Annotated in this window: 24 protein-coding genes; 8 read left to right on the forward strand and 16 right to left on the reverse strand. The window is 63.7% G+C overall.

The window, feature by feature from the left end; genetic code table 11:
• Positions 1–42 precede the first annotated feature (42 nt).
• Both ACB039_RS17930 and ACB039_RS17935 read left to right on the forward strand, forming a co-directional pair.
• A complete protein-coding gene (locus ACB039_RS17930; protein WP_025325530.1) occupies positions 43–438 on the forward strand; it encodes a thioesterase family protein in 396 nt (131 codons plus the stop codon).
• A gap of 29 nt (positions 439–467) precedes the next feature.
• Positions 468–1,169: a hypothetical protein gene (locus tag ACB039_RS17935; RefSeq protein ID WP_371166159.1), complete on the forward strand. Its 702-nt coding sequence runs from the start codon at positions 468–470 to the stop codon at positions 1,167–1,169.
• 36 nt (positions 1,170–1,205) lie between these two features.
• Here the strand turns inward: ACB039_RS17935 and ACB039_RS17940 are convergent, their stop codons facing one another.
• Together ACB039_RS17940 and ACB039_RS17945 are read right to left on the reverse strand one after the other, a co-directional pair.
• Entirely contained in the window at positions 1,206–1,964 is a 759-nt protein-coding gene (locus ACB039_RS17940; protein ID WP_371166160.1) for a lipase secretion chaperone, read from the reverse strand.
• Positions 1,961–2,872, reverse strand: coding sequence for a triacylglycerol lipase (locus tag ACB039_RS17945; protein ID WP_043128902.1), 912 nt, complete (start codon positions 2,870–2,872; stop codon positions 1,961–1,963). Before ACB039_RS17945 ends, ACB039_RS17940 begins: the two co-directional genes overlap by 4 nt.
• Before the next feature lie 297 nt (positions 2,873–3,169).
• On the opposite strand from ACB039_RS17945, the gene ACB039_RS17950 reads away from it, so the two are divergent.
• Both ACB039_RS17950 and ACB039_RS17955 read left to right on the forward strand, forming a co-directional pair.
• Positions 3,170–3,595, forward strand: coding sequence for a hypothetical protein (locus ACB039_RS17950; RefSeq protein ID WP_139751042.1), 426 nt, complete (start codon positions 3,170–3,172; stop codon positions 3,593–3,595).
• Between the two features lie 23 nt (positions 3,596–3,618).
• The gene (locus tag ACB039_RS17955) at positions 3,619–4,233 is read left to right on the forward strand and encodes a superoxide dismutase (RefSeq protein WP_139751037.1); all 615 of its coding nucleotides are present in this window, start codon (positions 3,619–3,621) and stop codon (positions 4,231–4,233) included.
• Between the two features lie 71 nt (positions 4,234–4,304).
• On the opposite strand, the gene ACB039_RS17960 is transcribed toward ACB039_RS17955, so the two are convergent.
• From ACB039_RS17960 to ACB039_RS17995, 8 genes are all read right to left on the reverse strand, one after another.
• Entirely contained in the window at positions 4,305–5,174 is an 870-nt protein-coding gene (locus tag ACB039_RS17960; RefSeq protein ID WP_082030051.1) for a vancomycin high temperature exclusion protein, read from the reverse strand.
• A gap of 155 nt (positions 5,175–5,329) precedes the next feature.
• A complete protein-coding gene (locus ACB039_RS17965; RefSeq protein WP_042649386.1) occupies positions 5,330–8,074 on the reverse strand; it encodes a collagenase in 2,745 nt (914 codons plus the stop codon).
• 177 nt (positions 8,075–8,251) lie between these two features.
• A complete protein-coding gene (locus ACB039_RS17970; protein WP_371166161.1) occupies positions 8,252–9,661 on the reverse strand; it encodes an AMP-binding protein in 1,410 nt (469 codons plus the stop codon).
• 10 nt (positions 9,662–9,671) lie between these two features.
• The gene (gene menC, locus ACB039_RS17975; RefSeq protein ID WP_182786749.1) at positions 9,672–10,601 is read right to left on the reverse strand and encodes an o-succinylbenzoate synthase; all 930 of its coding nucleotides are present in this window, start codon (positions 10,599–10,601) and stop codon (positions 9,672–9,674) included.
• Positions 10,601–11,461 carry a 1,4-dihydroxy-2-naphthoyl-CoA synthase gene (menB, locus tag ACB039_RS17980; protein ID WP_005329409.1) on the reverse strand — a complete coding sequence of 287 codons (861 nt, stop codon included), beginning with the start codon at positions 11,459–11,461 and terminating at the stop codon, positions 10,601–10,603. Before menB ends, menC begins: the two co-directional genes overlap by 1 nt.
• An 86-nt stretch (positions 11,462–11,547) precedes the next feature.
• A complete protein-coding gene (gene menH, locus ACB039_RS17985; RefSeq protein WP_182786747.1) occupies positions 11,548–12,315 on the reverse strand; it encodes a 2-succinyl-6-hydroxy-2,4-cyclohexadiene-1-carboxylate synthase in 768 nt (255 codons plus the stop codon).
• Positions 12,305–14,038, reverse strand: coding sequence for a 2-succinyl-5-enolpyruvyl-6-hydroxy-3-cyclohexene-1-carboxylic-acid synthase (gene menD / locus ACB039_RS17990; RefSeq protein ID WP_371166162.1), 1,734 nt, complete (start codon positions 14,036–14,038; stop codon positions 12,305–12,307). Before menD ends, menH begins: the two co-directional genes overlap by 11 nt.
• Before the next feature lie 33 nt (positions 14,039–14,071).
• Positions 14,072–15,403, reverse strand: a complete 1,332-nt coding sequence (locus tag ACB039_RS17995; RefSeq protein WP_161506848.1) for an isochorismate synthase MenF — start codon at positions 15,401–15,403, stop codon at positions 14,072–14,074.
• A 207-nt stretch (positions 15,404–15,610) separates the two neighbouring features.
• Here ACB039_RS17995 and ACB039_RS18000 point away from each other — a divergent pair, with 207 nt between their 5' ends.
• Together ACB039_RS18000 and ACB039_RS18005 are read left to right on the forward strand one after the other, a co-directional pair.
• Entirely contained in the window at positions 15,611–16,516 is a 906-nt protein-coding gene (locus ACB039_RS18000; protein WP_041207095.1) for a 1,4-dihydroxy-2-naphthoate polyprenyltransferase, read from the forward strand.
• A 105-nt stretch (positions 16,517–16,621) separates the two neighbouring features.
• Complete coding sequence (locus ACB039_RS18005) at positions 16,622–16,840, forward strand: DUF6500 family protein (protein WP_005327038.1); 219 nt, start codon at positions 16,622–16,624, stop codon at positions 16,838–16,840.
• A gap of 74 nt (positions 16,841–16,914) precedes the next feature.
• Here the strand turns inward: ACB039_RS18005 and ACB039_RS18010 are convergent, their stop codons facing one another.
• The gene (locus ACB039_RS18010) at positions 16,915–18,309 is read right to left on the reverse strand and encodes a PepSY-associated TM helix domain-containing protein (protein WP_371166163.1); all 1,395 of its coding nucleotides are present in this window, start codon (positions 18,307–18,309) and stop codon (positions 16,915–16,917) included.
• Positions 18,310–18,582: 273 nt separating this feature from the next.
• Here ACB039_RS18010 and ACB039_RS18015 point away from each other — a divergent pair, with 273 nt between their 5' ends.
• A complete protein-coding gene (locus ACB039_RS18015) occupies positions 18,583–18,990 on the forward strand; it encodes a hypothetical protein (protein WP_042649394.1) in 408 nt (135 codons plus the stop codon).
• Between the two features lie 33 nt (positions 18,991–19,023).
• Here ACB039_RS18015 and ACB039_RS18020 read toward each other — a convergent pair whose 3' ends face one another.
• The gene (locus tag ACB039_RS18020) at positions 19,024–19,314 is read right to left on the reverse strand and encodes a YkgJ family cysteine cluster protein (protein WP_041206500.1); all 291 of its coding nucleotides are present in this window, start codon (positions 19,312–19,314) and stop codon (positions 19,024–19,026) included.
• A gap of 90 nt (positions 19,315–19,404) precedes the next feature.
• Positions 19,405–20,784 (reverse strand): ATP-dependent RNA helicase DbpA, encoded by a 1,380-nt coding sequence (dbpA, locus tag ACB039_RS18025; protein WP_371166164.1) that lies wholly within the window; start codon positions 20,782–20,784, stop codon positions 19,405–19,407.
• Positions 20,785–21,314: 530 nt separating this feature from the next.
• Between dbpA and ACB039_RS18030 the strand changes: the two genes are divergently transcribed.
• Positions 21,315–22,520 (forward strand): NupC/NupG family nucleoside CNT transporter, encoded by a 1,206-nt coding sequence (locus ACB039_RS18030; protein ID WP_041206499.1) that lies wholly within the window; start codon positions 21,315–21,317, stop codon positions 22,518–22,520.
• 393 nt (positions 22,521–22,913) lie between these two features.
• Here the strand turns inward: ACB039_RS18030 and ACB039_RS18035 are convergent, their stop codons facing one another.
• From ACB039_RS18035 to ACB039_RS18045, 3 genes are all read right to left on the reverse strand, one after another.
• Positions 22,914–23,474, reverse strand: coding sequence for a cytochrome b/b6 domain-containing protein (locus tag ACB039_RS18035; RefSeq protein ID WP_043132583.1), 561 nt, complete (start codon positions 23,472–23,474; stop codon positions 22,914–22,916).
• 48 nt (positions 23,475–23,522) lie between these two features.
• The gene (locus tag ACB039_RS18040; RefSeq protein ID WP_005332935.1) at positions 23,523–23,792 is read right to left on the reverse strand and encodes a PepSY domain-containing protein; all 270 of its coding nucleotides are present in this window, start codon (positions 23,790–23,792) and stop codon (positions 23,523–23,525) included.
• A 116-nt stretch (positions 23,793–23,908) separates the two neighbouring features.
• Positions 23,909–24,355, reverse strand: a complete 447-nt coding sequence (locus ACB039_RS18045) for a YaiI/YqxD family protein (RefSeq protein WP_371166165.1) — start codon at positions 24,353–24,355, stop codon at positions 23,909–23,911.
• Positions 24,356–24,456 lie beyond the last annotated feature (101 nt).

Genomic DNA, 24,456 nt, shown 5'->3' on the forward strand with positions numbered 1-24,456 from the left:
GCGCTAGCCTGTGCGCGGTCCCACGACAAGGAGTCGATATCCATGCTGGAAATGCAGATCCAACCCCGTTTTCAAGAGACGGACGCCCTCGGCCATATCAACAACACGGTACCGGCGGTCTGGTTTGAATCGGCCCGTGATCCCCTGTTTCGCCTCTTCTCTCCCGAGCTGGATGTGCACAACTGGCATCTGATCATCGCGGGTTATGCGGTGCAGTTCAAACGGGAACTGTTCTATGGCCAGCAGGTATTGATCAAGACGGGGGTACGGCGCATCGGCACCAGCTCCTTCACGCTCTGGCAGGAAGCCTGGCAGGGCGGCGAGCTGGCGGTGACAGCCGAGACGACCCTGATCCATTTTGACTACCAGACTCGTCAATCCCGTCCCCTGAGCGACGCTCACCGGGAGGGACTGAGGGCCTGGCTGGTAGAGAGTTAACCCGGCCTTTGGCCCATCACAGGACACTTATGCGCAATACCCTGATCGCTCTGACCCTGGGACTCTGTTCCCTGCCTTCGCTCGCCACCACCCTGGCCGAGCAGTTCGCCCTGATGGAGAAGGGGGCACAGAGTGCCCTCGATACACGCCAGTTCAGTCATGACGGGGTAGATATCAAGGCCTGGATCGACGGCGCCCCCGTCATCATCGCCGTGCCCATCCTGAACGAGCAGGGCAAGCAGGAGGGGGAGAGCCGTTACTACTTCAAGGGAGGCAAGCTGTTCGGGGTAAAGGAGCCCGCGGCCCAGTTCGCCTTCGATGACCAGGGCAAGCTGACCCGCTGGCTTGATGACAAGGGCCAGCCGGCAGAGTTCGTCAGCAAGATGAGCATGCAGCAGCGCGAAGCCTGGCTCACCCGGCGGGCAGCTGAACTGAGCGCGCTGTTCGTGCCGAGCCAGGCGGAGCAGAAGGCCAGCGAAGGAGGCGCCAAACCGAAGGGGGCGGATCTGGCCCGGTGGCTCTGCAATGACAAGCTGATGACGCTCGCCAAGGGCGACAAGGTGATCGCCGAGCCGGCGAAACTCAAGACGAGCGAGCAGGGCATGAAAGGAGAGGTCTCTCTGCGCCAGGAGAAGGGGTGGCAGGATCTTTGCCTCACCTGCGAGGTGCGGGGTACCCAGGTGACTCGCCTCACCTGGCAGCCGCTGCCGGGCGCCAACAAGCCGCAATAACAGAACCAGCAAGAGGGGCCCATTACGGGCCCCTTCTCATTCGGATGCTGGCTCCCCCAGCCTTATCCGGGTGAGAGCCTCTACCCGCCGCCACTGTCCGGGATCGAACCAGCGCGCCAGGATCGTCCGTTGCTGCTCGGCACGATCCCGGGGTCGCAGTGGCTCGAGTTCCGCCAGATAACCCGCCAACTGCTGCTCGAACCCTTGCTGGCTCTGCGCCAGCTGGCGCAGCCGATCCACCGCCTCCGGTCCCAGTTGCTCCAGCAGCACGGCGTCCCGCTCGGCGGGGGAGATCTGCTCCAGGCGCTGCAGATCGCCGAGCAGGCGGCCATTGGCCTCGGCCTCCCGAAACCACTGGGGCTGCTCCGCCAGCCAGAGAGCGAGCTCCTCACCGAGTGCCTCCCTGTCAGCGTCGTCGGCCTCCGCCAGCGCCTTGCGGCGCAGGGTCCACTGCTCCATCAGCCGATCTTCGGCAAACAGCTGCTCCTGCTCGGCAGGGGTGAAGCTCTGCTGGCGCAACTGCTCGCGCTCGTCAAACAGCAGTTGCAGGCTGGCGAGGCCCGGATCCGTCGGCACCGTCAGGCTGGACTCCGCCGCCAGGAAGCCTTGATAGCGACTCAGCAGCGGGTCCTCTTCGTCTGTCTCGCCTCGCTCCAGGCGCTGGGCCAGCTGGTGGCGCAGGGCTCCCTGCTCGGGGGCGGCATCCAAGGGTGGCTCCGCACTCGGGCAGAACGCCAGCACTCCAAGCAGCAGGGTCGGGCACAGCAGTGCCAGTATCAGCACGCCCCTGTTCATAGCCCCAATCCTTGCAGGCGGTTGGCGTGCTGGCGGTACAGGGTCACGGGGTCGGTGTCGAACAGGTGATGGATGCCAAACGACTGGTTCACTTCGTCCAGGTGGTTCATCCGGTAGCCGGTGCCGATCACCTTGCCGAGGTGGCTGCTGCAGACCCCGACCAGGCCGTCATTGGGCTCGCGGAAGAAGGTGCCGGTCAGGGCCAGCGCCGGATCCACCGGATCCAGGATGTTGGTCATGTTGCCGCGCCCGCTCCAGGAGAAGTAGTAGACGCCGTTGGCGGCGCGCAGCGGCCCCTCGCCACAATGCTGGCTGGGAAGCCCTTCCGGATAGCGCTGGTTGAAACGCTGGGCACCCGAGCTGGTCAGGGCATCGAGGGAGGCGAGGGGATCCTGAGGCAGGTCGCTGCCGCCGGAGAGCAGCGAGATGATCCCGGAGAGCGCCGAGGCGGCGGCCACCGCCAGCTGCTCGGCTGGCGATCCCGGTTCCACCCTGGCGCGTACCAGATCGGCAATTTCCGAACCCTGGTTGACGCCCCCCACGCTGGTAGCGGAGGCGACCAGCTCGGGGGCGACCGAGGCCACATAGCGAATGGTGGGGCCACCGTGGGAGTGACCGATGAGGTTCACCTTCTCCGCTCCTGTGATGGCGAGCACCTGCTGCACCTGTTTGAGCAACTGTTCGCCGCGCAGCTCCGAACTCTGGGTGGCGGAGACCTGCGCCACATAGACGCGGGCGCCATCCCGGGTCAGTGCCTGGGGGATACCGTAGAAGTAATCGACTCCGAGCAGCTTGTCGAAGCCGAACAACCCGTGCACCAGCACTATGGGGTAGCGGGTCTGGGTATAACCGGCCCCCTGGCCCAGCATGGGCAGGGCGCACAACAGCACCAATAGCCATCTTTTCATCTTCACCATCCTTGTGAAAACCGGCTGCACTCTGATCGTCGATCGTCACCGGGGCAGCCACCGGCCTCATGCCAGTAGCAGCAGCATGGTAGCTGAACTCATATGTATCTGTGGAGGGGATCACTAAACCGGGGATTGCAGAAAAACCCTACCCATATGGGCAAAAATGCCGCGCCAACTATTCCTTGTGTCCGCCCATTAAATAAGTTAAATAATAATTATTATCATTTAAGTGGCTGAGTCATGACGGTAACCTGGGTGAAGGGATGGGTCGGCGCCACCGACGCGGACAACAGTATGGCGCACTGGAAGGAGCAGACCCTGAGTGGCAATCGCCACTTCGACGCGGGGGAGCACGCCAGGGCGCTCGATTATTACCAGCAGGCCCTGTGGCTGGCCCGTCAGCAGTTCGCCTGCTGGCCGGATGCGGACGAAGCCGTGGCAGCCCTGGTGGTGGCCCACCACAACCTGGCGGATCTGCTGGTGGCCATGACGCTGCCGGACAGGGCCGCCGACATGTTGTGCCATGTCCACGACTGCCTGCTCGCCACCAGCCAGTCTCCCGCCAGCCCGGATCCCCTGCGGGTGGCGGCCCTGCGCCATAGCCGCGGCACCCGCACCGAGCTGCTCGCCTTCGTGCAAAAACACGGTCATCACGACGGCATTTTGCGCTGCCTCGGTCAATGTCAGTGCCAGACCGAGCCCGCCCATCGATTGCATTGAGCCCAACAAGAGAGAGAACGACCATGAGCCATACCCTGCCTGCCCTCGGCTACGCCTATGACGCGCTGCAGCCTCACATAGACGCGCTGACCATGGAGATCCACCACAGCCGTCACCACCAGACCTATATCACCAACCTCAATGCTGCCCTGGTCGAGCTCCCCGAGCTGGCTGCCCTGCCGGTGGAGGAACTGCTCGCCCGTTTCGACAGCCTGCCGGTGAGCGTGCAGGGGGCGGTGCGCAATCACGGTGGCGGCCATGCCAACCACAGCCTGTTCTGGCAGGTGATGAGCCCCCGAGGCGGCGGTGAACCGGGCGGTGAGTTGGCCGCGGCGATCGAGCGGGACCTGGGCGGGTTGGAGGCCTTCAAACAGGCCTTCACCCAGGCGGCCCTGAGTCGCTTCGGCAGCGGTTGGGCCTGGCTGGTTGTGGACAAGGCGGGCCACCTGCAGGTGATGAGCAGCGCCAACCAGGACAGTCCCCTGATGGAGGGGCTGGTACCCATTCTGGGGCTGGACGTGTGGGAGCACGCCTACTACCTCAAGTACCAGAACAAGCGTCCCGACTACATAGCCGCGTTTTACAAGGTGATCGACTGGGCCGAGGTGGCACGCCGCTACCGGCAGGCGCTGGTCTGAGCCTTTTCCTTTTTTCTTCCCTCATAAAAAAAAGAGACCCGCCATCAGGCGGGTCTCTTGCTTATGTCTGTTCAGGGGGCGGTGGCCGTCGCCGCACTGGTTGCCGTTGCTGCACTGGTTGCCGTTGCCGCGCTGGTTGCCGTTGCCGCACTGGTTGCCTTGTCGAGCGGCTTCTGCACCGGCGCCACTGAGGGAATCGGCAGGCAGGGCTGGCTGGCCCCTATGGTGCTCAGGGGCTGGCAGGGGATGGGACCACCGATGACGATGGGCTCGCCGAGGAACTTGGGCCCCTTGTCCAGCACGTAGAGATCGAGCAACCCCATCAGGCGGGCGAACACCTCGCGCACCCGGGTCTTGATGCCCTGATAGGCGCTGGGATCCAGGGCATTGAAGCCGACCGCCTCGATGCCGAAGTGGCGGGCGATGAAGATGGCGCGCTCGTTGTGGAAGGCCTGGGAGACCACGGTGAAGCGGGCCTGACCGAACACCTCCTTGGCACGGACTATGGAGTCCAGGGTGCGGAAGCCCGCGTAGTCGCTGTAGATGGCGCTGGCGGGAATGCCCGCCTGGATCAGGGCGCGCCGCATCTGGCGTGGTTCGTTGTACTGGACGGTGGCGTTGTCGCCGGAAACCAGGATGTAGTCCACCTTGCCGTTGTTGTAGAGCTCGGCAGCGGCCTTGATGCGGTATTTGAAGTAGTGGTTCGGGCTGCCCCCGATCAGATACTTGGAGGTGCCGAGCACCAGGGCGACCCGATTGTAGGGCACCGCATCGACGTCGTCGTAGGTGTAGTGACGGGCGTCCGACACGGTCCACTCGCTGTAGCCCAGCAGTGCGGCGACGGAGGCCAGCAACAGGCAGAGGCAGGCGAGCAGGATCTTGGCAAACTTCTTCATGCGCGGTGCGGTTCGGATCTGAAGTAAGAGATGACAGGGGGCCATTCTATTACAAGTTGCCGTGGCGCGTCAGGTTTGATGCGCTCCCATGGCGTCACTCGGGCACAGGCTGTCGCAGAGCCCGGCGCGATCTTGAGTCCATCAAGGGGCGCCATAAACAAGGGCGACCATGGCCGCCCTTCCTCATTCATGGCTCACCCTCAATGGGCTGAGTCGTTCGCCTTGCACTCCTCAGACTCCTTGTTGGCTTCCCACCAGGGCAGCAGCTCGCGGCCGAGCCACTGCTGGTAGGCCTCGCTGTCATTGGCGATAAGCGCATCCAGCTCGGCTTCGAAGGCGCTCATCGCCTGCTGCTGATCCGGGTTGCGCAGGGCCTGGGCCATGGCCAGCCAGCTGGCACCGCGACCGGTCTCGCTGAGGAAGCGATGCACCGTATAGGACCAGGAGTAGACCATCTCGCCCCCCTTGTCGTAATCCAGGTGCAGTATGTCGGCCAGGGCTGGTCGCTCGGCCGCCGGGCGACCGGCGACGTTGTCCAGGCCACGGGCGAAGCACTGACCGTGGGCGATGAACTCCGCCAGCCCTTCCGACCACCAGGTGGTGCGATTGAGGGGGTAGTGGCCGAAGCTGCCGTACTGGTTGAAGCGACCATCCAGGTAGTGAACGTACTCGTGGCGCAGGTTCCACACCTGGAAGGCCGGGCGCTTCCACTCTGCCTCATAGGCGAAGAAGCGGGCCTGGTTGCCGGGACGGGCCGGATCCCCCTCGATGTAGATGCCGCCGTTGTCGGTGGAGACGCCACCAAACAGGGCGCTGCCGTAGCGCTTCCAGTCGGCGGAGGAGTCGAAGATCACCAGCTCCAGTGCCTCGTTGAGATCGTCCGCCACCGGCTGCCAGCTTGTTTCCATCTGCTGATGGAACTGCTCTTCCTCGGCACCCAGCTCGCGGCAGATGCCGTCGGCCTGATCCTGGCTCAGCTCCTGGGCCCGCAGACGCAGGGTCGGCGAGCAGGTGTGCTCGAACGGCAGCACATCCTCCAGTCTGATCGGGGTGCAGAGTCCGGCAAAGTCACCGCTGATGCAGGCCTCGCTGGTGCGATCCGTGTAGGTCAGGTAGTAGGTGGAGAGGGTCAGTGACATCTCTTCCAGCAGATCCTGGCTCTGCTGGCCACCCGGGATCAGGCCGTGATGACGGATGAGCTCGATGACTGAGCCATCCAGCAGGGTGCGATAGCCTTCGCTCTCGTCCGGACGGGTATAGCGGGTGACCCGATAGAGGCGGGTGTAGGCATCCAGCACGTTGTTGAGCAGGAACAGATCCTTGCCATCCCGTCCTTGCCACAGCGACAGCTCGCTCATGCCGAGGGCGTGCAGCTGTTTGCGCAGCTCGCCATCCTGCTGGCGGAAGTCGGCGGCGAAGGCGTCGCTATGGTCGCTGGCGAAGTCGAGGAAGTTGAGCAGATCGAACAGACCGGTGGCCCAGGCATGCTGACCGTTGATCTCGCTGGCATGCTGTGTGCTGTAGGCCAGCATCTGGTTGAGCTGGCCGAGCAGGGTGCCAAACCGGCTCTGCACCGCCGGGCTCTTGAACTGGCCATGCAGGGCTATGCTCCAGGCGCCCATGACGGCTCCCACCTCATCGCTGGCCTGCTCCGGGTAGAGCAGCGGATGGGCGCCGAGCGCGGTCAGCGCCTCGGCCAGTGCCTCGGCGGCGGCCGGGCCGTCTTCCTTGTGTTTGCCATGGTTGTGATAGTTGTGGGCGCGCACGTATTCCAGCAGCAGCTTCATGGCCGGATGGGCGGGCTGATTGGCCGCCAGCAGGCTCTGGATACCACGGGATACGGCCAGCAGCTTGGTGTCATCGTGGCCATAGTTCTCCTGCCAGACGGGAGCGGGCTGGCCGCTGGCATCCTGCACTATCCTGGCGGCGTCGGCATCTAGCAGATCCGTGCCCGGTTGTTCCGGCTCGGAGCAGGCGCGACCATCGGCGCGGCGGCAGTCGAGCTGCTCCTCCTTGCTGGCCAGCACGATGGGGCGATTGAGCACCCGACTCTCCTGCCACTCGTCGGTTTCCGGCAGTGTCTGCCATTCGCTGCCACCGACCGGGTATTGATAGCCGGTGTCTTTCAGTACTACCTGTACCTCGCTGCCGGCGGGCAGGGTCTGGCGGCAAACCCGGTAGCTGATGGTCTTGTCCCCTTCCTGGCGGGTCTGGGGCTCATCGCACTCCTGCTGTGTCTTGGTCTCGTCCAGCTGCCAGCTGTACTGGCGCCAGACGTGCAGCTCGCTCACCTGACGGGCGGCCTGGCTGCCTGCGATGGGTTGCAGGCGGAAGAAGATCTGCTCGAGCTTGCCATCCCGTTCGTTGGGGGTCTCTTCCAGCACCTTCAACTGCTGCCAGTCTCGGGGCTGGTACTGCCATGCCTGATCGGCACAGCGACCTTCGGCGTTGAGCTCGCAGCGATCCAGCTCCTGCTCGCTGTGACCCAGGATGACCCGCTCCGCCAGCGGCAGACGATCCTGACGCGGTGCGGTCGGGGTGCCTGCCAGTGGCTCCCAGCGGCCCTGCTTCATGCCGTAGCCAAAGTCATAGCTGCTGGCCGGGACGGCCTTGCCGGCCGGCACCACCTCTTCACAGCTGAGGTAGCGGATCTGCCAGCCCTGCTCGATCTTGAGTTGCGGTTCACCACACTGCCGCTCTGCCAGGGCCGCCAGGTTGGCCTCGCGCCAGTCGAAGCGGCGATACACCCTCAGCTGCTGATAGGGGGCGTCGGTGCTGCGGGCGCTCAGCTCGTAGGTCACTTCGGTGAGACGATCCCCCAGCTGACGGCTGGCTTCGCCCATGAGTTGATACTGTTGCCAGTCGGGGGAGTAGCTGGCCAGCGCCGAGGTGGCGAGCAGGCCGGGGGCTGCCAGGAGCAGCAGCCGGGTAGAGAGGTGATTCATCATGATCCCTTTGGTGGATGGAGTGACGTGGGGACCAGACAGGGTATTGGGCTCCAAAAGAATATCAACGCGCCAGATGGCGCCGAGGAACCATGTATTCGGGAGGAAACAACATAAAAACAGCCCCAAAAGGGACTGTGTTGATAGCAAGGACTCAGCCCCATATGGGGGGCTACGTCACTCCTCTTGCCGCAGGGTACGGGCGAGCAGGGTGCGGGAGGGTTTCAGGCTGCCAGTCAGATCAGGCCAGGACAGCCAGCGATCCGGCACCATAAAGCCGGGCAGTGTTGCTCTGATCCAGGCGGCCAGCTCGGCGTGGGGAACAGGTTCTCCGTGCCAGTCGATAAAGGCTGCGGGTCGCTGCCCCCACTGTGCGCTGGGGATGGGCACCACCAGGGCCTGGGCCACGGCGGGGTGATCCACAAGGCGCTGCTCTATGGTCTCGGGCTGGATGTTTTCCCCTCCCGAGATGAAGAGGTTGTCGAGCCGCCCCTCCACCACCAGCTCGCCGTCCGGGGTGAAGTGACCCTTGTCCCGGGTGTGGAACCAGCCCTCCTCATCCAGCGGCAGCACCAGCGCTCCGGCCTGGAAATAGCCGGCAAACAGGGTATCGCCGCGCACGCAGATCTCCCCCTGCCGTATGCAGACCTCCCGCCCGGGCAGGGGCTTGCCCACTACCCCGGCACCGGCAGGCTGGCCGGTGCAGACCTGGCTGGCCATCTCGGAGAGGCCATAGCTCGACTTGGGGGTGAACCCCAGGGCCTTGAGCTGGTTGACCAGGGGCTCAGGGATGGCGGCGCCGCCGAGCAGCAGCTCGCGCAAGCGGGTGCGAGCGGGGTCGAAGCCTTGCGCCAGCAGGCGCCAGAGCTGGGTCGGCACCAGCGAGAGATGCGTGATGGGCTGGCGCTCGAGCCGCTCCTTGAGGGGCTGGGTGCGATCGTCCAGCACCAGGCTGGCCCCCGCCAGGAAGACCCGGAACAGGATGGCGTAGCCACCCACGTGGAACAGCGGCAGGGAGAGCAGCCAGCCGCAGTCGCCATCGAGGGGGATCAGGGTGGTCGAGCCCCGGGCCGAGGCGAGGTGGTTGGCGAGGCGGTGCACCACGGCCTTGGGGCTGCCGCTGGATCCCGAGGTGAGGATCATGTTGCTCGGCCGGTTGGGATCCAGCCACAGAGGCTCGGGGGGGGGCTCCCCCTCGGCCTCGAACTCCAGTTGCAGCCGCCGCCAAGGGCCGGGTGGCATCTCTCCCGCCGACCAGCAGGCGACCACCTCGAGTTGTCGCGCCAGCTCGGCCTGTCTGACGAGGGGGAAGGCGGGATTGAGCGGGCAGAAGACGAGGCCGCTGCGCACGCAGGCCCAGGCCAGCAGCACATCCTCCAGGGCGCCGCGCACCACGGCGGTGAGGCGATCACCCGGCTTCAATCCTGCCTGTGCCAGCTGTTGGCACAGGCCGTTTAGCCGAGTATCCAGCTGCCGATAGGTGAGAGAGATGTGGCCGTGGATGGCGATGCGCTCGGGGGCCGCCTGTGCCCAGTGGCGCACCGGGCAGGCTGCCAGTGAGGCATCAGCTGCACGGGCGGGCGGCATGGGGGCTCCTTCAGTCACGGTGAAACAGAGGTTCCATCAGACTTGGGTCGGGTTGACCCTGTTTGTCCAGCAGATCCCTTGCCAGCCAGCGTCGGGTGTCCAGCCCGGGGGCCTGATCCGGCGCCCACTCCCCCGCGAGGCGGGCGAGCTGACCGAGGCCGATACCGGACTCGAAACAGGAGGAGACGATCACCTTCAGCTTAAGCTCGCGGGCACGGGCCACCAGGGCCTCGTTGTTGGCCAGGGAACCGAGCAGGGTCGGCTTGAGCACCAGGGCTTTCAGCTGGGGTATGGGTTCCCAGGACTTGCCCTGGGCCAGCAATTCGTCGAGGGCCACCGGCATACCGGTACGACTGGCGACGAAGGCGATGTCGGCGAAGTCGGCGCACAGATCTTCCAGGTATTCGATCCGGTTCGGATCCAGGTGACCGCAGAAGGCCCAGGCCTCCTCGCGGGTCCAGCCCTGGTTCGCATCCAGCACCAGCTTGAGATTGGGGCGCCTGTCGAGCAGCAGGCGGATCAGCGCCAGCTCGTCCCGCATGGGGTAGCGAGCCACCTTCAGCTTGGCCTTGAGGGGTGTCTCGTGCAGCCACTGCTTCCAGTTCTTGAGCAGCTCCTGGGGGGAGCCCTGAATGAGGGGATAGGGGTCGGGCAGTGCCGCCGTTTGTTCCGGCCAGACCCGCCGCGCACAGTCCAGACCAAATTGCACCGAGGGCAGCCGGGGGGCCATGGTCTGCCCCCGGGCCAGTTGCGCCAGGCAGGCGAGGCTCTCGGTTTGCGCCTCGGCCAGGCTCTCTCTGGAGAAGCCGGGCAGGGGGGCTATCTCCCCCCAGCCGTCGCCAATGCGCACCAACAGGCCCTCTCGCGCCACCTCCACCTTGCCGTGAAAGGTCAGGGGCTGGGTAAAGGGCAGTTGGTAGCGATAGAGGGCGAGTGTCATCAGGGATTCCGTTTGTATTTGGAGAAGTCGGGACGGCGCTTCTCGTTGAACGCGTTACGCCCTTCCTGACCCTCTTCGGTCATGTAGAACAGCATGGTGGCATTGCCCGCCAGCTCCTGCAAGCCGGCCTGGCCGTCGCAGTCGGCGTTGAGGGCAGCCTTCAGACAACGCAGCGCCATGGGGCTGTTTTGCAGCATCTCACGGCACCAGCGCACGGTTTCCCGCTCAAGCTCGGCCAGGGGGACGACGGTGTTGACCAGCCCCATATCGAGCGCTTGTTGGGCATCGTACATGCGGCACAGGAACCAGATCTCGCGTGCCTTCTTCTGACCGACGATGCGGGCCATGTAGGAGGCGCCCCAGCCGCCGTCGAAGGAGCCGACTTTCGGACCGGTCTGGCCGAACTGGGCGTTGTCGGCGGCGATGGTCAGGTCGCACATCATGTGCAGCACGTGGCCGCCCCCGACTGCATACCCGGCCACCATGGCGACCACGGGTTTCGGGCAGGTGCGGATGTCGCGCTGGAAGTCGAGCACGTTGAGGTGGTGAGTGCCCTCGTCGTCACGGTATCCACCGTAGTCGCCGCGGATCTTCTGGTCGCCACCGGCGCAGAAGGCCTTCTCGCCAAAACCGGTGAGGATGATGGTACCGATATGATCGTCATAACGGGCATCGGCCAGGGCCTGCAGCATCTCTTTCACGGTGCGGGGGCGGAAGGCGTTGCGCACCTGGGGACGGTTGATGGTGATCTTGGCAATGCCATCCAGGGACTTGTGATAGAGGATGTCCTCGTAACCGGCGGAGCAATCCTGCCACTCAATGGGAGCGTACAGTTCCGCTTCCGTCATTGCCTCAATCATGGTGTTTTCCTTCTGGTGTGGTAGCAGTCAGCCGGGCAATCCTGTCAGGGGCGACGGTTGCATGGGGTTGCGCTTCCGTCATTGCGTCAGTCATGACTCTTCTCTTCTGGTTGGTTGACCCACTCCCGCAGGAGCCGGGCAAAGGTGTCGGGCTGGCTGGCGTGCAGGTTGTGCCCGCCATCCAAAGCCAAGTGATTGATATTGCAGCCTTGCTTGACCAGCTGGCAAGCCAGGCGATGGAATTTGTGATCCCTGCTGCCGGAGATCCAGCGCACCGGCAATCGGGTATGGCTCAGCCAGGGGACGAGATCCGGCTGTTTGGCCAGCGATGTGGCGCGCAGCATGGTCGCGATGGCAGGGCCCTCGTTGCCCAGACGGCGGGCTGCCTGGCGGGCACGGGCGGTCTCGTCGAGATCGGCGAACACCCCCTGCCGGTACCAGTCCGCCAGTACCAGGGGCAGGGGTTCCTGCTCGAAGCGCCGGGCCCAGCCCTCATCGTGGGCGAGCCGGGCGGCGCGCTCGGCCACCGGCAGGCCCGGATGGCAGTTCTCCAGCAAGATCGCCTGCAACCCGGCGGGGGACTGGCTGGCATGATAGAGGGCGAGCCGCCCCCCCAGGGAATAGCCTGCCAGCCGGTAGTGCTCGATATCCCGTGCGGCTAGCTCCTCACAGAGCCACTCATGGGCCTGCTCGAAGCCGGTCACCCGCCGCGCCTTGCTGCGGCCGTGGCCAGGCAGATCCAGCGCGTGGCATTCGATCTCCGGCAGGGCTGCGATCACCGGCCGCCAGTCGTCGGCATCGCCGAGCAGGCCGTGCAGCAGCACCAGCGTCGGCTGGTCGGCACTAGCTGCCACGGATTACGCTTCCCAGTGCCTTGAGATCCTCGGCTACCTCGTTGCTCGGCACCTTGATTTCAATCAGGGTTGCCCCGGTTTTCAGCGCGGTGGCGTAGTCCCGTTCAAATTCGTCGAGGGTGGTCGGTGCCCGATAGTTCAGGCCGAACATGGCGGCGGCGTGCTCGAAATGCAGGCCGTGGGGCAGGCAGTAGTAGGTCTCCAGCAGCGAGTCCCTGGTCGGTACCGGCAGCATGCGGAAGATGCTGCCGCCGTCGTTGTTGAGCAGGATCACCACCAGGGGCCGGCTCCCCTTGCCAAGCAGGGCCAGGCTGTTGAGATCGTGCAGAGCGCTGAGATCGCCGAGCAGCAGGGTGGTCGGCTCATCCCTCGACAGGGAGAAACCGAAGGCTGTGGCGATCAGGCCATCGATGCCGGAGGCGCCGCGGTTGGTCATCACCCTGCTGGGGCCCGTGCCGGTTTCGCCAAGCATGTCCATCAGCCGGGCCGGCATGCTGTTGCCGACAAACAGCTGGCCCTGGATGAGCCGGTTCAGCCGATGGCAGACCCCGAGTTCGGAGAAGCGATCGCAGGCGCTGCGCACCTGCTGGCTGATGCCCTGCTGGCGTTCCGCCAGCCGGTGCCAGGGCAGATGGCGATGGTTCACCGGATGAGCCGTGGCAAAGGCTCTGGGTGTACACACCAGCCGGCGACGCAGCCGGTAGTCCGGATCCAGCCTGGCCGGTTGCGGGTCTACCAGCCAGTAATCCTGCCAGGGGTGCTGCTTGATGAACTGCCCGAGCCGCTTGGAGATGAGGCGGGCACCGAACTGCAACAACACCTCGGCCCGGGCCAGCTCGGTCACGAAGCTGCTGTTTTGCAGGGCGAGATCCATGTGGATGAGATTGCGGCTGTCGAAGCGGATCTGGCTCTGCAAGTCCGCCAGCAATGGCCAGCCGAGGCGCTCCGCCAGCTGGGCCACCCTCTGCGCTTCGGCCGGATCCTGAATGCGGCCGGCGATGATGACGCCGCGTTTGCCCTGCAGCTCGTCCCAGTCGGGCTGGTGTGGGCAGTGTTGTTCGCCCTGCAGCCAGGGGCTCCAGGGCTCGCTTGAATGGAGCCAGTCACCGAGCGGCGCCAGGTAGTCGGAAAAGTCCAGGTACGCCTCGCCGGGATAGAGGGGCTCGGGATACATGCAGTTGAAGTGCACCGGCCCCGGGGTCAGTGCCTGTTTAGCCAGCGCCTGATCCACCGAGCTCAGCACGAAGGCGGCCGGAATACTGGGGGTGGGGCTCGGCAGATTCTGCTGATGGACGGGGTAGCGCCCGAAGATCCCCTGCTGATCGATGGCCTGGTTGGCGCCGTTGTCGATGAGTTCGGGGGGCCTGTCGGCGGAGAGGATGATGAGCGGCACACCGGTCAGCTGCGCTTCGGCCACGGCGGGCCAGAGGTTCGCCACCGCGGTGCCCGAGGTCATGATCACCGCCACCGGTCGACCGCTTCCCTTGGCCAGCCCCAGCGCCATGAACCCGAGGCCGCGCTCGTCGAAGTGGAGATGACGGCGAAAGCCGGGGTGGGCGGCGGCAGCCATGGTGAGCGGGGCCGAGCGGGAGCCGGAGGCCAGCGCTATGTCGCGCACGCCGAGGCGATGGAGCTCTTCCAGCAGGAGGGAAGACCAGACGTGATTGAAGGTGGCATGCTGGCTGGCAAACGCTCGGTGCTCAGGCAATTGGCTGGCGGGCATAAGGCTCTCGCGGTGAGGGGTCGATGAAAAACGCTATCCCAGCAGGGAGAGCACGTTGGCGATCTTGTTGTCGAGTTCGGCCCATTCGGCGGTGGGCTCCGAGCCTGCCACTATGCCGGCGCCGGCAAACAGGCTGATGCCCTGCGCCGTGATGCGGGCGCTGCGGATGGCAACCGAGAACTCCGAGGTCTCCCGGCTCAGCATGCCGCAGGCGCCAGCGTACCAGCCGCGATCATAGGGTTCGCTCTCGCGGATAAAGGCGAGCGCCGCCTCGCGGGGGGCACCGCCCACCGCCGGGGTCGGGTGCAGGGCGGCCAGCAGTTGCCAGTCGCACACGCCGGGTTTGAGCTCGGCCTCGATGTCGCACTTGAGGTGCTGCAGCAGCCGCAGTTTCAGGATGCGCGGCTCGGTCAGGGTGGCGTCAGTGGTGAGCGGCGCCAGTCGGCTGAGGATGTCGGCGTGTACCAGCCGGTTTTCCAGCCGGTTCTTGCTGTCTGCCAGCAGCTCGGCGGCCAGGGCCGCGTCGGTCGCCTCGTCCCCGGAACGGCGAATGGTGCCCGCCAGTGCCTCGGTGAAGAGGTGGCACTGCTCCCGGCGATAGAGGCGCTCGGGGGAGCAGGCGATGAAGCTCTGCTCGGGGGAGAACTGGAAGCCGAAGTGGAAGCACTCCTGAGCGTGACGGGCCCACTGGGTCAGCAGGGACCAGGGGCAGAGGGGGGGAATGCTCTCCTCGCTTTCGAGCAGGCTCTCCCGCGACAGCACCACCTTGGGGGTGTGGGCCTGAAAGGCGGGGTCCGTCACCCGCTCTACCAGGCGTTGCCACTGGGCCGGGCCCGGGACATCCCGGCGCTGCCACGACCGTTTTTGCAGCGTGGGCAGGGGCGCTTCCGGTTGCAGGGCGTCGAGGGCGGCCTCGGCCGCCTGCAGCTCTGCATCGAACTCGTGCACCTTATCCTGAGCGGGCAACCAGAGATTGAGGCAGAGACTGATGCACTCCCCACGGCGTACCAGCTCGATACGGGGCAGCACGAAGCGGCAGGGACCGAACCCCTGCCAGCCGGGCTGTGCCGGATCGAACGCCAGGCCGCCGTAGTAGCGGGGGCTGTCTTCACTGCTCGTATTGGCGAGATCGCAGACTCGCTGGATATCCTCTGGCCGGGTCAGCTCGTGGATGGCGCCGAGCGCCACATACTCCGGGCTCTTGGGGCCACGGGCCTGCCAATAGATGCGGGGGTAGAGGGTCTGCGCCGCCAGCCAGCCCGGGAAGAGGTCGACGTTGGCCGCCACGCGCAGCCGCACGAAACCGCTGACAGTGCTGTGACGCAGGGCGTCCAGTTGTTGCTTGAGATGGGTCTGAGCCAACATGGATGTCTTGTCTGAGCCGGATAGTCGCAATCGCTCCGGGGGAGGATGGCGCAGGTTGATGCCAAAGGGCGATGATTTCCTATATATTATCTGCCCATTCTTCCATGTAAATCGCCCGGGGAGCTACCTCCCTAGGGGCCAAGTATACCGAAATCCGGTTCGATAACCCTTAACACGATCAATATCTGATTGTTTGGCCATCACAATATGACAAATACCTTCTCTGTTTGGTTGCTGGCGGCGCGTTTGCGAACACTGCCTCTGGCGTGCTCCTCCATTTTGCTGGGCTCGGGGCTCGCAGCCAGCCGGGGAGCCTTCGACGGCGCCATCATGGGTCTCTCTCTTTTGACCGCCATCCTGCTGCAGATCCTCTCCAACCTGGCCAATGACTATGGTGATGCGGTCTCCGGTGCCGACAACGGGGAGCGGATTGGGCCCCAGCGCGCCGTGGTCTCCGGCCTCATCACCCGTCACCAGATGTGCGTGGCCATGGGATTGACCGCGCTGGCGGCCGTGGTGAGTGGGCTCTCCCTGCTGGTCTGCGCCTTCGGGGAGGCCTGGCAGCAGATCCTGACGTTCATCCTGCTGGGGGGGGCGGCCATCGTCGCGGCCATCACCTACACGGTGGGCAAGACTCCTTATGGCTATCGGGGGTTCGGGGACATCTCGGTATTCCTGTTCTTCGGCCTGCTGGGGGTGCTCGGCTCCTACTACCTGTTCACCCATAGCCTGGAGTGGGACCTGTTGCTGCCTGCCACCGCCTGCGGCCTGCTGGCGACCGCCGTGCTCAACATCAACAACGTGCGGGACATCGAGACGGACGCCGCCAGCGGCAAGATCACCCTGGCGGTGCGGCTTGGCCGCCATCGCGCCATCGCCTATCACTGGGGGCTGCTGGGGGCAGCGCTGCTGGCCACCATCGCCTTCCTGCTGACTCAGCCCGCGAGCGTCTGGCCCTGGATCTTCCTGCCCGCCATGAAGCCGCTCACCGATGCCGCCCGTACCCTGCGGGAGAGCCTCGATGGCGAGGTGTTGACCGGCGCCCTCAAGAAGACCGCCATCAGCGCCTTCCTGTTCAGCCTGCTGCTCTCAGCGGGGCTGGCCCTCTCCTGACCCAGTGGCATGCTATCGGTCATGCAAAGGGCTCCCGAATGGGAGCCCTTTTTGCAGGCTGAGGTATGCTGTCCGCCATTTCACTCATCAGGCAGGAACGTCACCATGCGCGACTCGCTCAAGCAGAAAATCATCCAGGTCTGCCACCAGAAAATTGCCCGGAAGGGGGAGGGAGTGGGTGTCTCCTTCTATGCCTTTTTCGCCAACAGGAACGACGACCCCGAGCTGTTGATGGAGGCGGCGACCTGGTGGATCCAGACCCACAGACTCGACCACTTCGAGAAGGCACGGAAGATCATCGCACTGGTCGAGGCGATGAGATAGGGCGGGGAAGAGACCAGAAGGGCTCCGGATGAGGGGCCCTTCTGGTTGTTTGTCGCCATCGCAGGGGAGTGATCTCAGTTGGCGGGTGCCACGGCCGTGCGGCGAGCGAAGAAGAGGCAGTCCAGCAACCAGATGACCAGCATGGAGGCGCCCACCAGCGGGAAGCAGATCCCGAGCAGCACCAGCACTGCGATGGCACCGCGCATGGGAGGCAGCTTGGCAGGCAGCGGCGGGGCGGCGAGTCTGCCCCGGGGACGGCGGCTCCACCAGATCCAGAGCCCGCTCACCGAGCTGGCCAGCACCATCAGGCAGATGAGCAGCATGACGAGCTGGTGGGGCCAGCCGTAGAGCTTGCCGGTGTGCAGCATGACGCCGGTTTCCACCGTCTTGGCGACCGGACCGTAATCCTGCCAGCGCACGTCGGCCAGCACCTTGCCGCTGTATTGATCGATGTGCAGGGTGGCGTCGTTGCGCGGATCGTCGGCGAACAGGGCTATGGTGTAGACGCCGGTGTCACCGGCCGGCGGCGTGATGCTGTAACCCGGGTGAACCCGACGTTCGGTGGCGATCTCCACCACCCGTTGCAGGGGGATGCGGTGGCTGGCCATGACCATGCCGTCGTGCTCTCCGCCATGGTTCATGGCGCTGTGATCATGACTTTCCGGAACCGGCTGCGAGCTCGGCATGGGAGTGCTCTCGACGGCCCAGGGGACCGTCTGTTCATGGGCATGGTTGAGGGTGCGGGCGAGAGGAGCGGATTTCGGTACCTCGTTCCACATGGCGGCCGGGAAGCGGTTCCAGACGGCGGCAAACTGATCGCCCCAGAAACCGGTCCAGGTCATGCCGCTCAGTAACAGCAACAGCAGGAAACCCGCGCCCCAGAAGCCGACCACGGCGTGCAGATCCCGCCACCAGAGGCGGCCGCGCTGGTGCATTCTGGGCCAGAGGATGCCACCCACACCGGGCCCCTTGCGGGGCCACCAGAGATAAAGGCCGCTGATGAGCAGCACGATTCCCCAACCGGCGGCCAGCTCGATCAGGCGATCCCCCGTGGTGCCGAGCAGCAGTTCCGCATGCAGGGCGCGGGCCACCGCCTGCAGGTTCCACTTGTTGTCCATGGTGCCTAGCAGGGCGCCGCTGGCGGGATCCATGAACAGGGTCAGCTCGCGATCCCCCTGGTTGACGACGAGCTGGGCGCTCGCGTCAGTGGCCGCGGGGGGCAGGTATTTGCGCAGGCTGGCATCGGGCATGGCGATCGTCGCCTTGGCCAGCAGTTGATCGGCGCTCAGGGTCTGGGTGGCGGGGGTTACCTTCATCAGCTCGGGGTACAGCAGGTTGTCGAGCTGGGGTTTGTACAGATACAGGATGCCGGTGAGAGAGAGCAGGATCAGAAAGGGAGCGACGAAGAGACCGGCATAGAAATGCCAGCGCCAGATCCGCTGGTAGTGACTCGAGTCCCGGTTTTTCATCTCTGATCCTTGTGTCAATGACCAACATTTCAGTTGGTGGAATGTTGGTGGCGGCGCGGATGATAGCAGCAACGTTTTATTAACTGCAACAGAACATGGCGGGAGGGGAGACCAATCCATACTGGCGTGGTCGCCATGCCAGTCATGGGCGATCCGGTGGTGGAGCAAGGGCTTGGCCATGCGGGGTGGCATGGACTTTCTGTAGATAAATCCTTACCTTGTTGCAACATCAGGCGGCGCCGGCGCGGCGAAAAACGCATGGGAGGAGGGGGCGTGCACTTGCAACCACACGGTCATTTCGAGATGCAGCGACAGGGGCAGGTGCTGATTTGCCGCCCGAGCGGCCCTTTCAATCTGGCGGGCGCCATGGCCTATGAGGCGGCGTTCAGCCAGCAGATCGCAGGATTGCGCGATGCGCCCTGGGGTATTGTCGAGGTGGCGACCGAGTTCGAAGCCGCCGGTCCCGAGGTGCTGGCGCGGTTTCGTCGTCAGTTTGGCTGGTGTACCGCCAATGGCTGCGCCTTTCTGGCGGTGGTGGCGGTGGGTGGGTTCAAACGCTATCTGGCGGATCAGGTCTTCAGCGATCTGCCGTTCAGGGCGGTGCGTTACTTCGAGCAGGAGGCTGCGGCCATCCACTGGTTGGGGGAGCGGCTCGGCGGCGACGTCACACCGGTGAGCTGACCCGACAGCCCGAGGCTGTTCTGTCTGCCAGTCTCATTCCAGCTTGATAAACCACTTGTCCCGTTCGTCGACGCAGTCGGGCTCGCCCATCTCGAATTCACGGCAGATCAGCGGTCGTACCTCATAGATGCGGCACATCATGGTGTTGCGGTCGAGCGCCGCACACCAGCCATCTTCCAGCCGGCGCATCACGGGGATCTCCCCTTCCCGATCGAGTACATAGCGATCCGGCACGCCGGTGTCGGTAAAGAGCATCACTTCGAGACGGCAGCAGCAGGCTTCACAGTTCTGGCAGCTCACATCGGTTTGGATTGCTTGGGTCATGGTGCCTGTCTTGCCGCATGGCGGCATCCAAATATATGAAACAGGCGCCTGTCAGGCGCCTGTGGTCTGGCCAATGGCTTGTAAAGAACCTTAGCCCAGTTTGCGGGCACGGTAGCTGCGCCCCTTGATCTTGCCTTCCTGCAGTCGCTTGAGGGCGGCGCTCGCTACCTGACGCTTGACTGCCACGTAGGAGTACTGCTCGGAGATCTGGATCTTACCCACGTCGGCACCGGCAATGCCGCCTTCGCCGGTCAGCGCACCCAGGATATCACCGGCCCGCACCTTGGTCTTGCGGCCAGCATCGATGGAGAGAGTCACCATCTGCGGTGCAATCGGCTTGATCTCACGACCTATGCTGTCGAGATCACCCAGCGGCATCGGGGCCTGCTGGTACTCCTCGATCAGGTTGACGCGTTGCGCTTCGCTGGGCTGATACAGGCTCAGGGCCAGGCCCTGCTGGCCGGCACGACCGGTACGGCCGATGCGGTGCACATGCACCTCGGGGTCATAGGTCAGCTCGTAGTTGATGACGGCGCCCAGCTCCTTGATGTCGAGGCCACGGGCCGCCACGTCGGTCGCGACCAGGATGGTGGCGCTGCCGTTGGCGAAGCGTACCAGCACCTGATCCCGTTCCCGTTGTTCCAGATCGCCGTTCAGCGCCAGGGCCGAGAAGCCCTTGGCGGCCAGGTGATCGGCCACGTCGTTGCAGGCGCGCTTGGTGTTGCAGAACACCACGCAGGAGCTCGGCTGATAGTGGCTCAGCAGCCAGGTGAGGGCGTCGAGGCGCTGACCGGCCGGCACTTCATACAGCTTCTGTTCGATGGCACTGCCCTCGTGCAGGGACTCCACGCTTACCTCGACCGGGTTGCGCTGCACGCCGCGACTCATCTGGGCGATCCCCTCCGGATAGGTGGCGGAGAACAGCAGGGTCTGACGGCGCTCGGGTGCATAGCTGATGACCCTGTTGATGTCTTCGCCAAAGCCCATGTCCAGCATGCGATCCGCTTCGTCCAGCACCAGGGTCTCCAGGCTGGAGAGTTCCAGGGTGCCCTGCTCCAGGTGCTTGAGAATGCGGCCCGGAGTGCCGACGGCGATGTGGGCACCGAAGCCCAGGGTGGCAGATTGCGGTGCGGTCGGGGTGCCGCCACACAGGGTCACCAGCTTGACGTTCGGCAGGGCGCGGGCCAGACGACGGATCTCCTGGGCCACCTGATCCGCCAGCTCGCGGGTCGGACAGAGCACCAGGGCCTGTACGTCGACACGGTTGATGTTGAGGCGGGAGAGCAGGCCGAGGGCGAAGGCGGCGGTCTTGCCGCTGCCGGTTTTTGCCTTGGCAATCAGGTCTTTGCCTTCGAGTACCAGGGGCAGGCTCTGAGCCTGGATCGGGGTCATCTGCAGATAGCCCAGGCTGGTGAGGTTCTCTTGCAGGGCGGGGGAGAGATTGAGGCTGCTAAATTCGCTGTTGTTCACAAAAGGACTCTATTTCGGAGAAAACGGGGATGCGCGAACGCTAAGGCCGCGCATCATACCAGAATGTGACACCGGATGTGGCGGATTTTTGAACGGTTGACCCAGCACAACCTCAACGTGGGCTCATCCGTCGCCATGGCGACAGAGAGGTGCCACGGGGATGGCTCGAGGTGAATGTTTACGGTATCCAGGTAATTATTTATCAAGGGTAAACGTTTTCTGTTCTGGTTGATTAAATATCATGGCTGAAACATGAGTAATATTTTAATACGAATGTTGCGGGAGTGATAATGAAGTATTGATCGGCACTGCCGCTGCAATCAGCATAAATATAAATTAATGTTTTTTAAGGTTATTTTGATTTTTCGTTGCGCGATTAATATCCCGTTTCCGCTTAATTAATTTAAAAACGTTTGTATTATCTCGCATACATATTATTGAGTCGGATTGTGATGGCTATCTGATTTTTAAATATACGATTCTTTATGATGGCGCCGGTCAAAAATAACAATTCACTGGGTGCTACTGGTATGGAATACGTTCACTTTGTGCTTGGACTCGTGATGGTCCTCGCGCTGGCGTTGCTGGCAAACCGCCACAACTGGAAACAGATTAAACTGCGCTATATCGGCCAACTGCTGGTGGTCGAACTGGCGTTGGCCTGGTTCATGCTGAACTCCGAAGTGGGTCTGGCTGTGGTGGGTGGCTTCGCCGCCGGCTTCACCAAGTTGATGGAGTTTGCCAAACAGGGTACCGACTTCGTGTTCGGTGGCCTGGTCAACGAAGGGGCCTTCTCCTTCTTCCTGATGGTGCTGATGCCCATCGTCTTCATCTCGGTGCTGATCGGCATCCTGCAGTACATTCGTCTGCTGCCCATCGTCATTCGTGGCATCGGTACCGTGCTGGCGAAGATCAACGGCATGGGCAAGCTGGAGTCCTTCAACGCCATCAGTTCGATGATCGTCGGCCAGTCCGAGAACTTCATCGCGCTCAAGAACACACTGCCGCACCTGAACGAGAAGCAGATGTACACCCTGGCGGCGACGGCCATGTCCACCGTCTCCATGTCCATCGTCGGTGCCTACATGCAGCTGATCGAGCCCCGTTACGTGGTGGCCGCACTGGTGCTCAACATGTTCAGCACCTTTATCGTGCTGTCCCTGATCAACCCGTACGAGCCGGACAATACAGTGACCGACGCCAAGGCGCTGGCCGAGGGTGACGAGCACCACACTCCGAAGAAGGAGAACTTCTTCGAGATGCTGGGGGAGTACATCATGGCCGGTTTCTCCGTTGCCGTGATAGTGGCGGCCATGCTGGTGGGGTTCATCGCCCTGATCGCCCTGGTCAACTACCTGTTCGAGCTGGCGTTTGGCGTCAACTTCCAGTACGTCATGGGCTACCTCTTCTATCCGATCGCCTGGATCCTGGGTATTCCGAGCGGTGAAGCGCTGCAAGCCGGCTCCATCATGGCGACCAAGCTGGTGACCAACGAGTTCGTGGCCATGATGGATCTGGGCAAGATTGCTGCCGAGCTCTCCCCGCGCACCGTCGGCATCCTCTCCATCTTCATGGTGTCGTTCGCCAACTTCAGCTCCATCGGCATCATCGCCGGTGCGGTGAAGGCACTGAATGAAGAGAAGGGCAACATGGTCTCCCGCTTCGGTCTGAAGCTGGTGTACGGCTCCACCCTGGTGAGTCTGCTCTCCGCCGTGATCGCCGGTGTGATGATCTGATCGCGCCTCGCCATCACCACGACAAACCCCTGCCTCGGCAGGGGTTTGTTTTTGGGACGACCCGGCCGCCGGTCGCGGTGCTTGAGGGGCCAGAACAACCGTAGGCTGGCGAAAGTGGGCCTGCCTCCCAACCGGTGGCTGAGGTGGCCAATAATGAGTGCATCCTTGCCCCCGGTTTGCAGCGGGGCGCGGGCGTCGTTGTGGGTATGGGTTGTCACGGGCTGGCGTCGGCCAGGGCTGGCGTCAGCAGGAATGTGTGGGGGATCAGGGGCTGGTGACGGGCAACAGCAGGTACCTTGGGGCTGTCGTGATGGTCAGCACGGGGGCATGGCGGCGCATCTTTCCTGTGTCGCGGGCCATTGCAGCAAAAAACCGGGGCCGGGGGCGGCCCGGTCATTCGCTGCGCGGATCTTCCACCTTGGCATCGGCGGGTACCCGTTTTTTGCCCAGTACCATGGCGCGCACCAGGTCGCTGCGGGTGAGACGATCGGTCAGGATCACCACAGCCGCATGGACGCCGACGGCGGCCATCAGGGTGTTGGCAATGGTTCCGTGCAACTCCTCCAGCCAATCCTCACCCCAGAAGGCATCCCAGGTGGTGAGCCAGCCTGTGACGACGGTACCGACCAGCGACAGCAGCAGCAGCCAGATCATCAGAGCCCCGACCGGGTTGTGGCCCAGGTAATAGGGGTGGCGACCTTGTGCCAGCTGGCGCAGGTAATAACGAATGCGGGCTGGCGTCGGCCACCACTGGCCGAAACGGGCGTAATGGGGGCCGACCATGCCCCACAGCAGGCGGATGATGAGCAGGATGCCCACCGCGTAGCCGGCATATTTGTGGGGCTTGCTGCCCTCTTCCAGGATGAAGAAGTTGAGTAGGCAGAGGAGCACGGTCGCCCAGTGAAACACCCGGATAAGGGGATCCCAGACTCTCACTTCAGACGGGGTTGTCATGGCAAGGTTCCATCAAAGGGGTCGGCGACAGACGAGCCCATGGCAGGGTTATTCGTCAATCTCTTCTTTCACTTTCTTCAGATCGGTCGGGTCGAAGTAGATCTCGACCTTGCGTTTGTCCTTGTCCCAGCCGTAGATCTCGTAGCAACTGGTCTTGGTCACCTTGAACTTCTTGATGTCGTAGCCCATCGCCTTGATCTGCTGTTGGGCATCTGCTTCGCTCAGCCACTTGCTCTTGTCGGTCTGGGTACACTGGGGGTCGGCCAGAGCGGCGCCGCTCAGCAGGGGGATCAGTAACAACAGAGGGGTCAGTTTCATGTGTGCTCCTTGGGGTGGTTGGGTCAACAGCCACAAGGTTAGTCCACAAGCCTTAAGAAAAAATTAAGCGAAAAGGGAATGAATGAGCCTCCCCTGCGGCAAGCCGGGGAGAGGCATCAGCTGAGCTTGCCCTTGAGCAGCCATTTGTCGAGGGCATTGGCGAAGCGCTGTTTGTCGGCGGCATTGAAGGGGGCCGGGCCGCCGGTCTGCACCCCGGCCGAGCGCAGCTCTTCCATGAAGTTGCGCATGCCGAGCCGGGCCTGAATGGTCTCGCGGGTGTAGATCTCGCCACGGGGATTGAGCGCCTCGCCGCCGGCATCGATGACCCAGGAGGCAAGCGGAATGTCGCCAGTGATCACCAGATCGCCGGGCTGCACCTGCTGGGCAATGACATGATCCGCCACATCGAATCCCTTCTCCACCTGCTGGGTCTTGATGAAGGGAGAGGGGGGAACCCGCAGCCCCTGATTGGCCACCAGGGTGGTGACAACCTGGGCGCGGTGGGCGGCGCGGTAGAGGATCTCCTTGACCGGAATGGGGCAGGCATCGGCATCCTTAACCATCCCCTCATATGAGCGAGGCGTGGCGCGGCTTCTGAGGTATGATCGCCATCCTTGACCAGCTAATACCCAACAGACTATCCCCATGTTTAACCACGAACTAA

It is taken from the genome of Aeromonas sp. S2(2024), assembly GCF_041402505.1.
GTDB lineage: Bacteria > Pseudomonadota > Gammaproteobacteria > Enterobacterales > Aeromonadaceae > Aeromonas > Aeromonas media.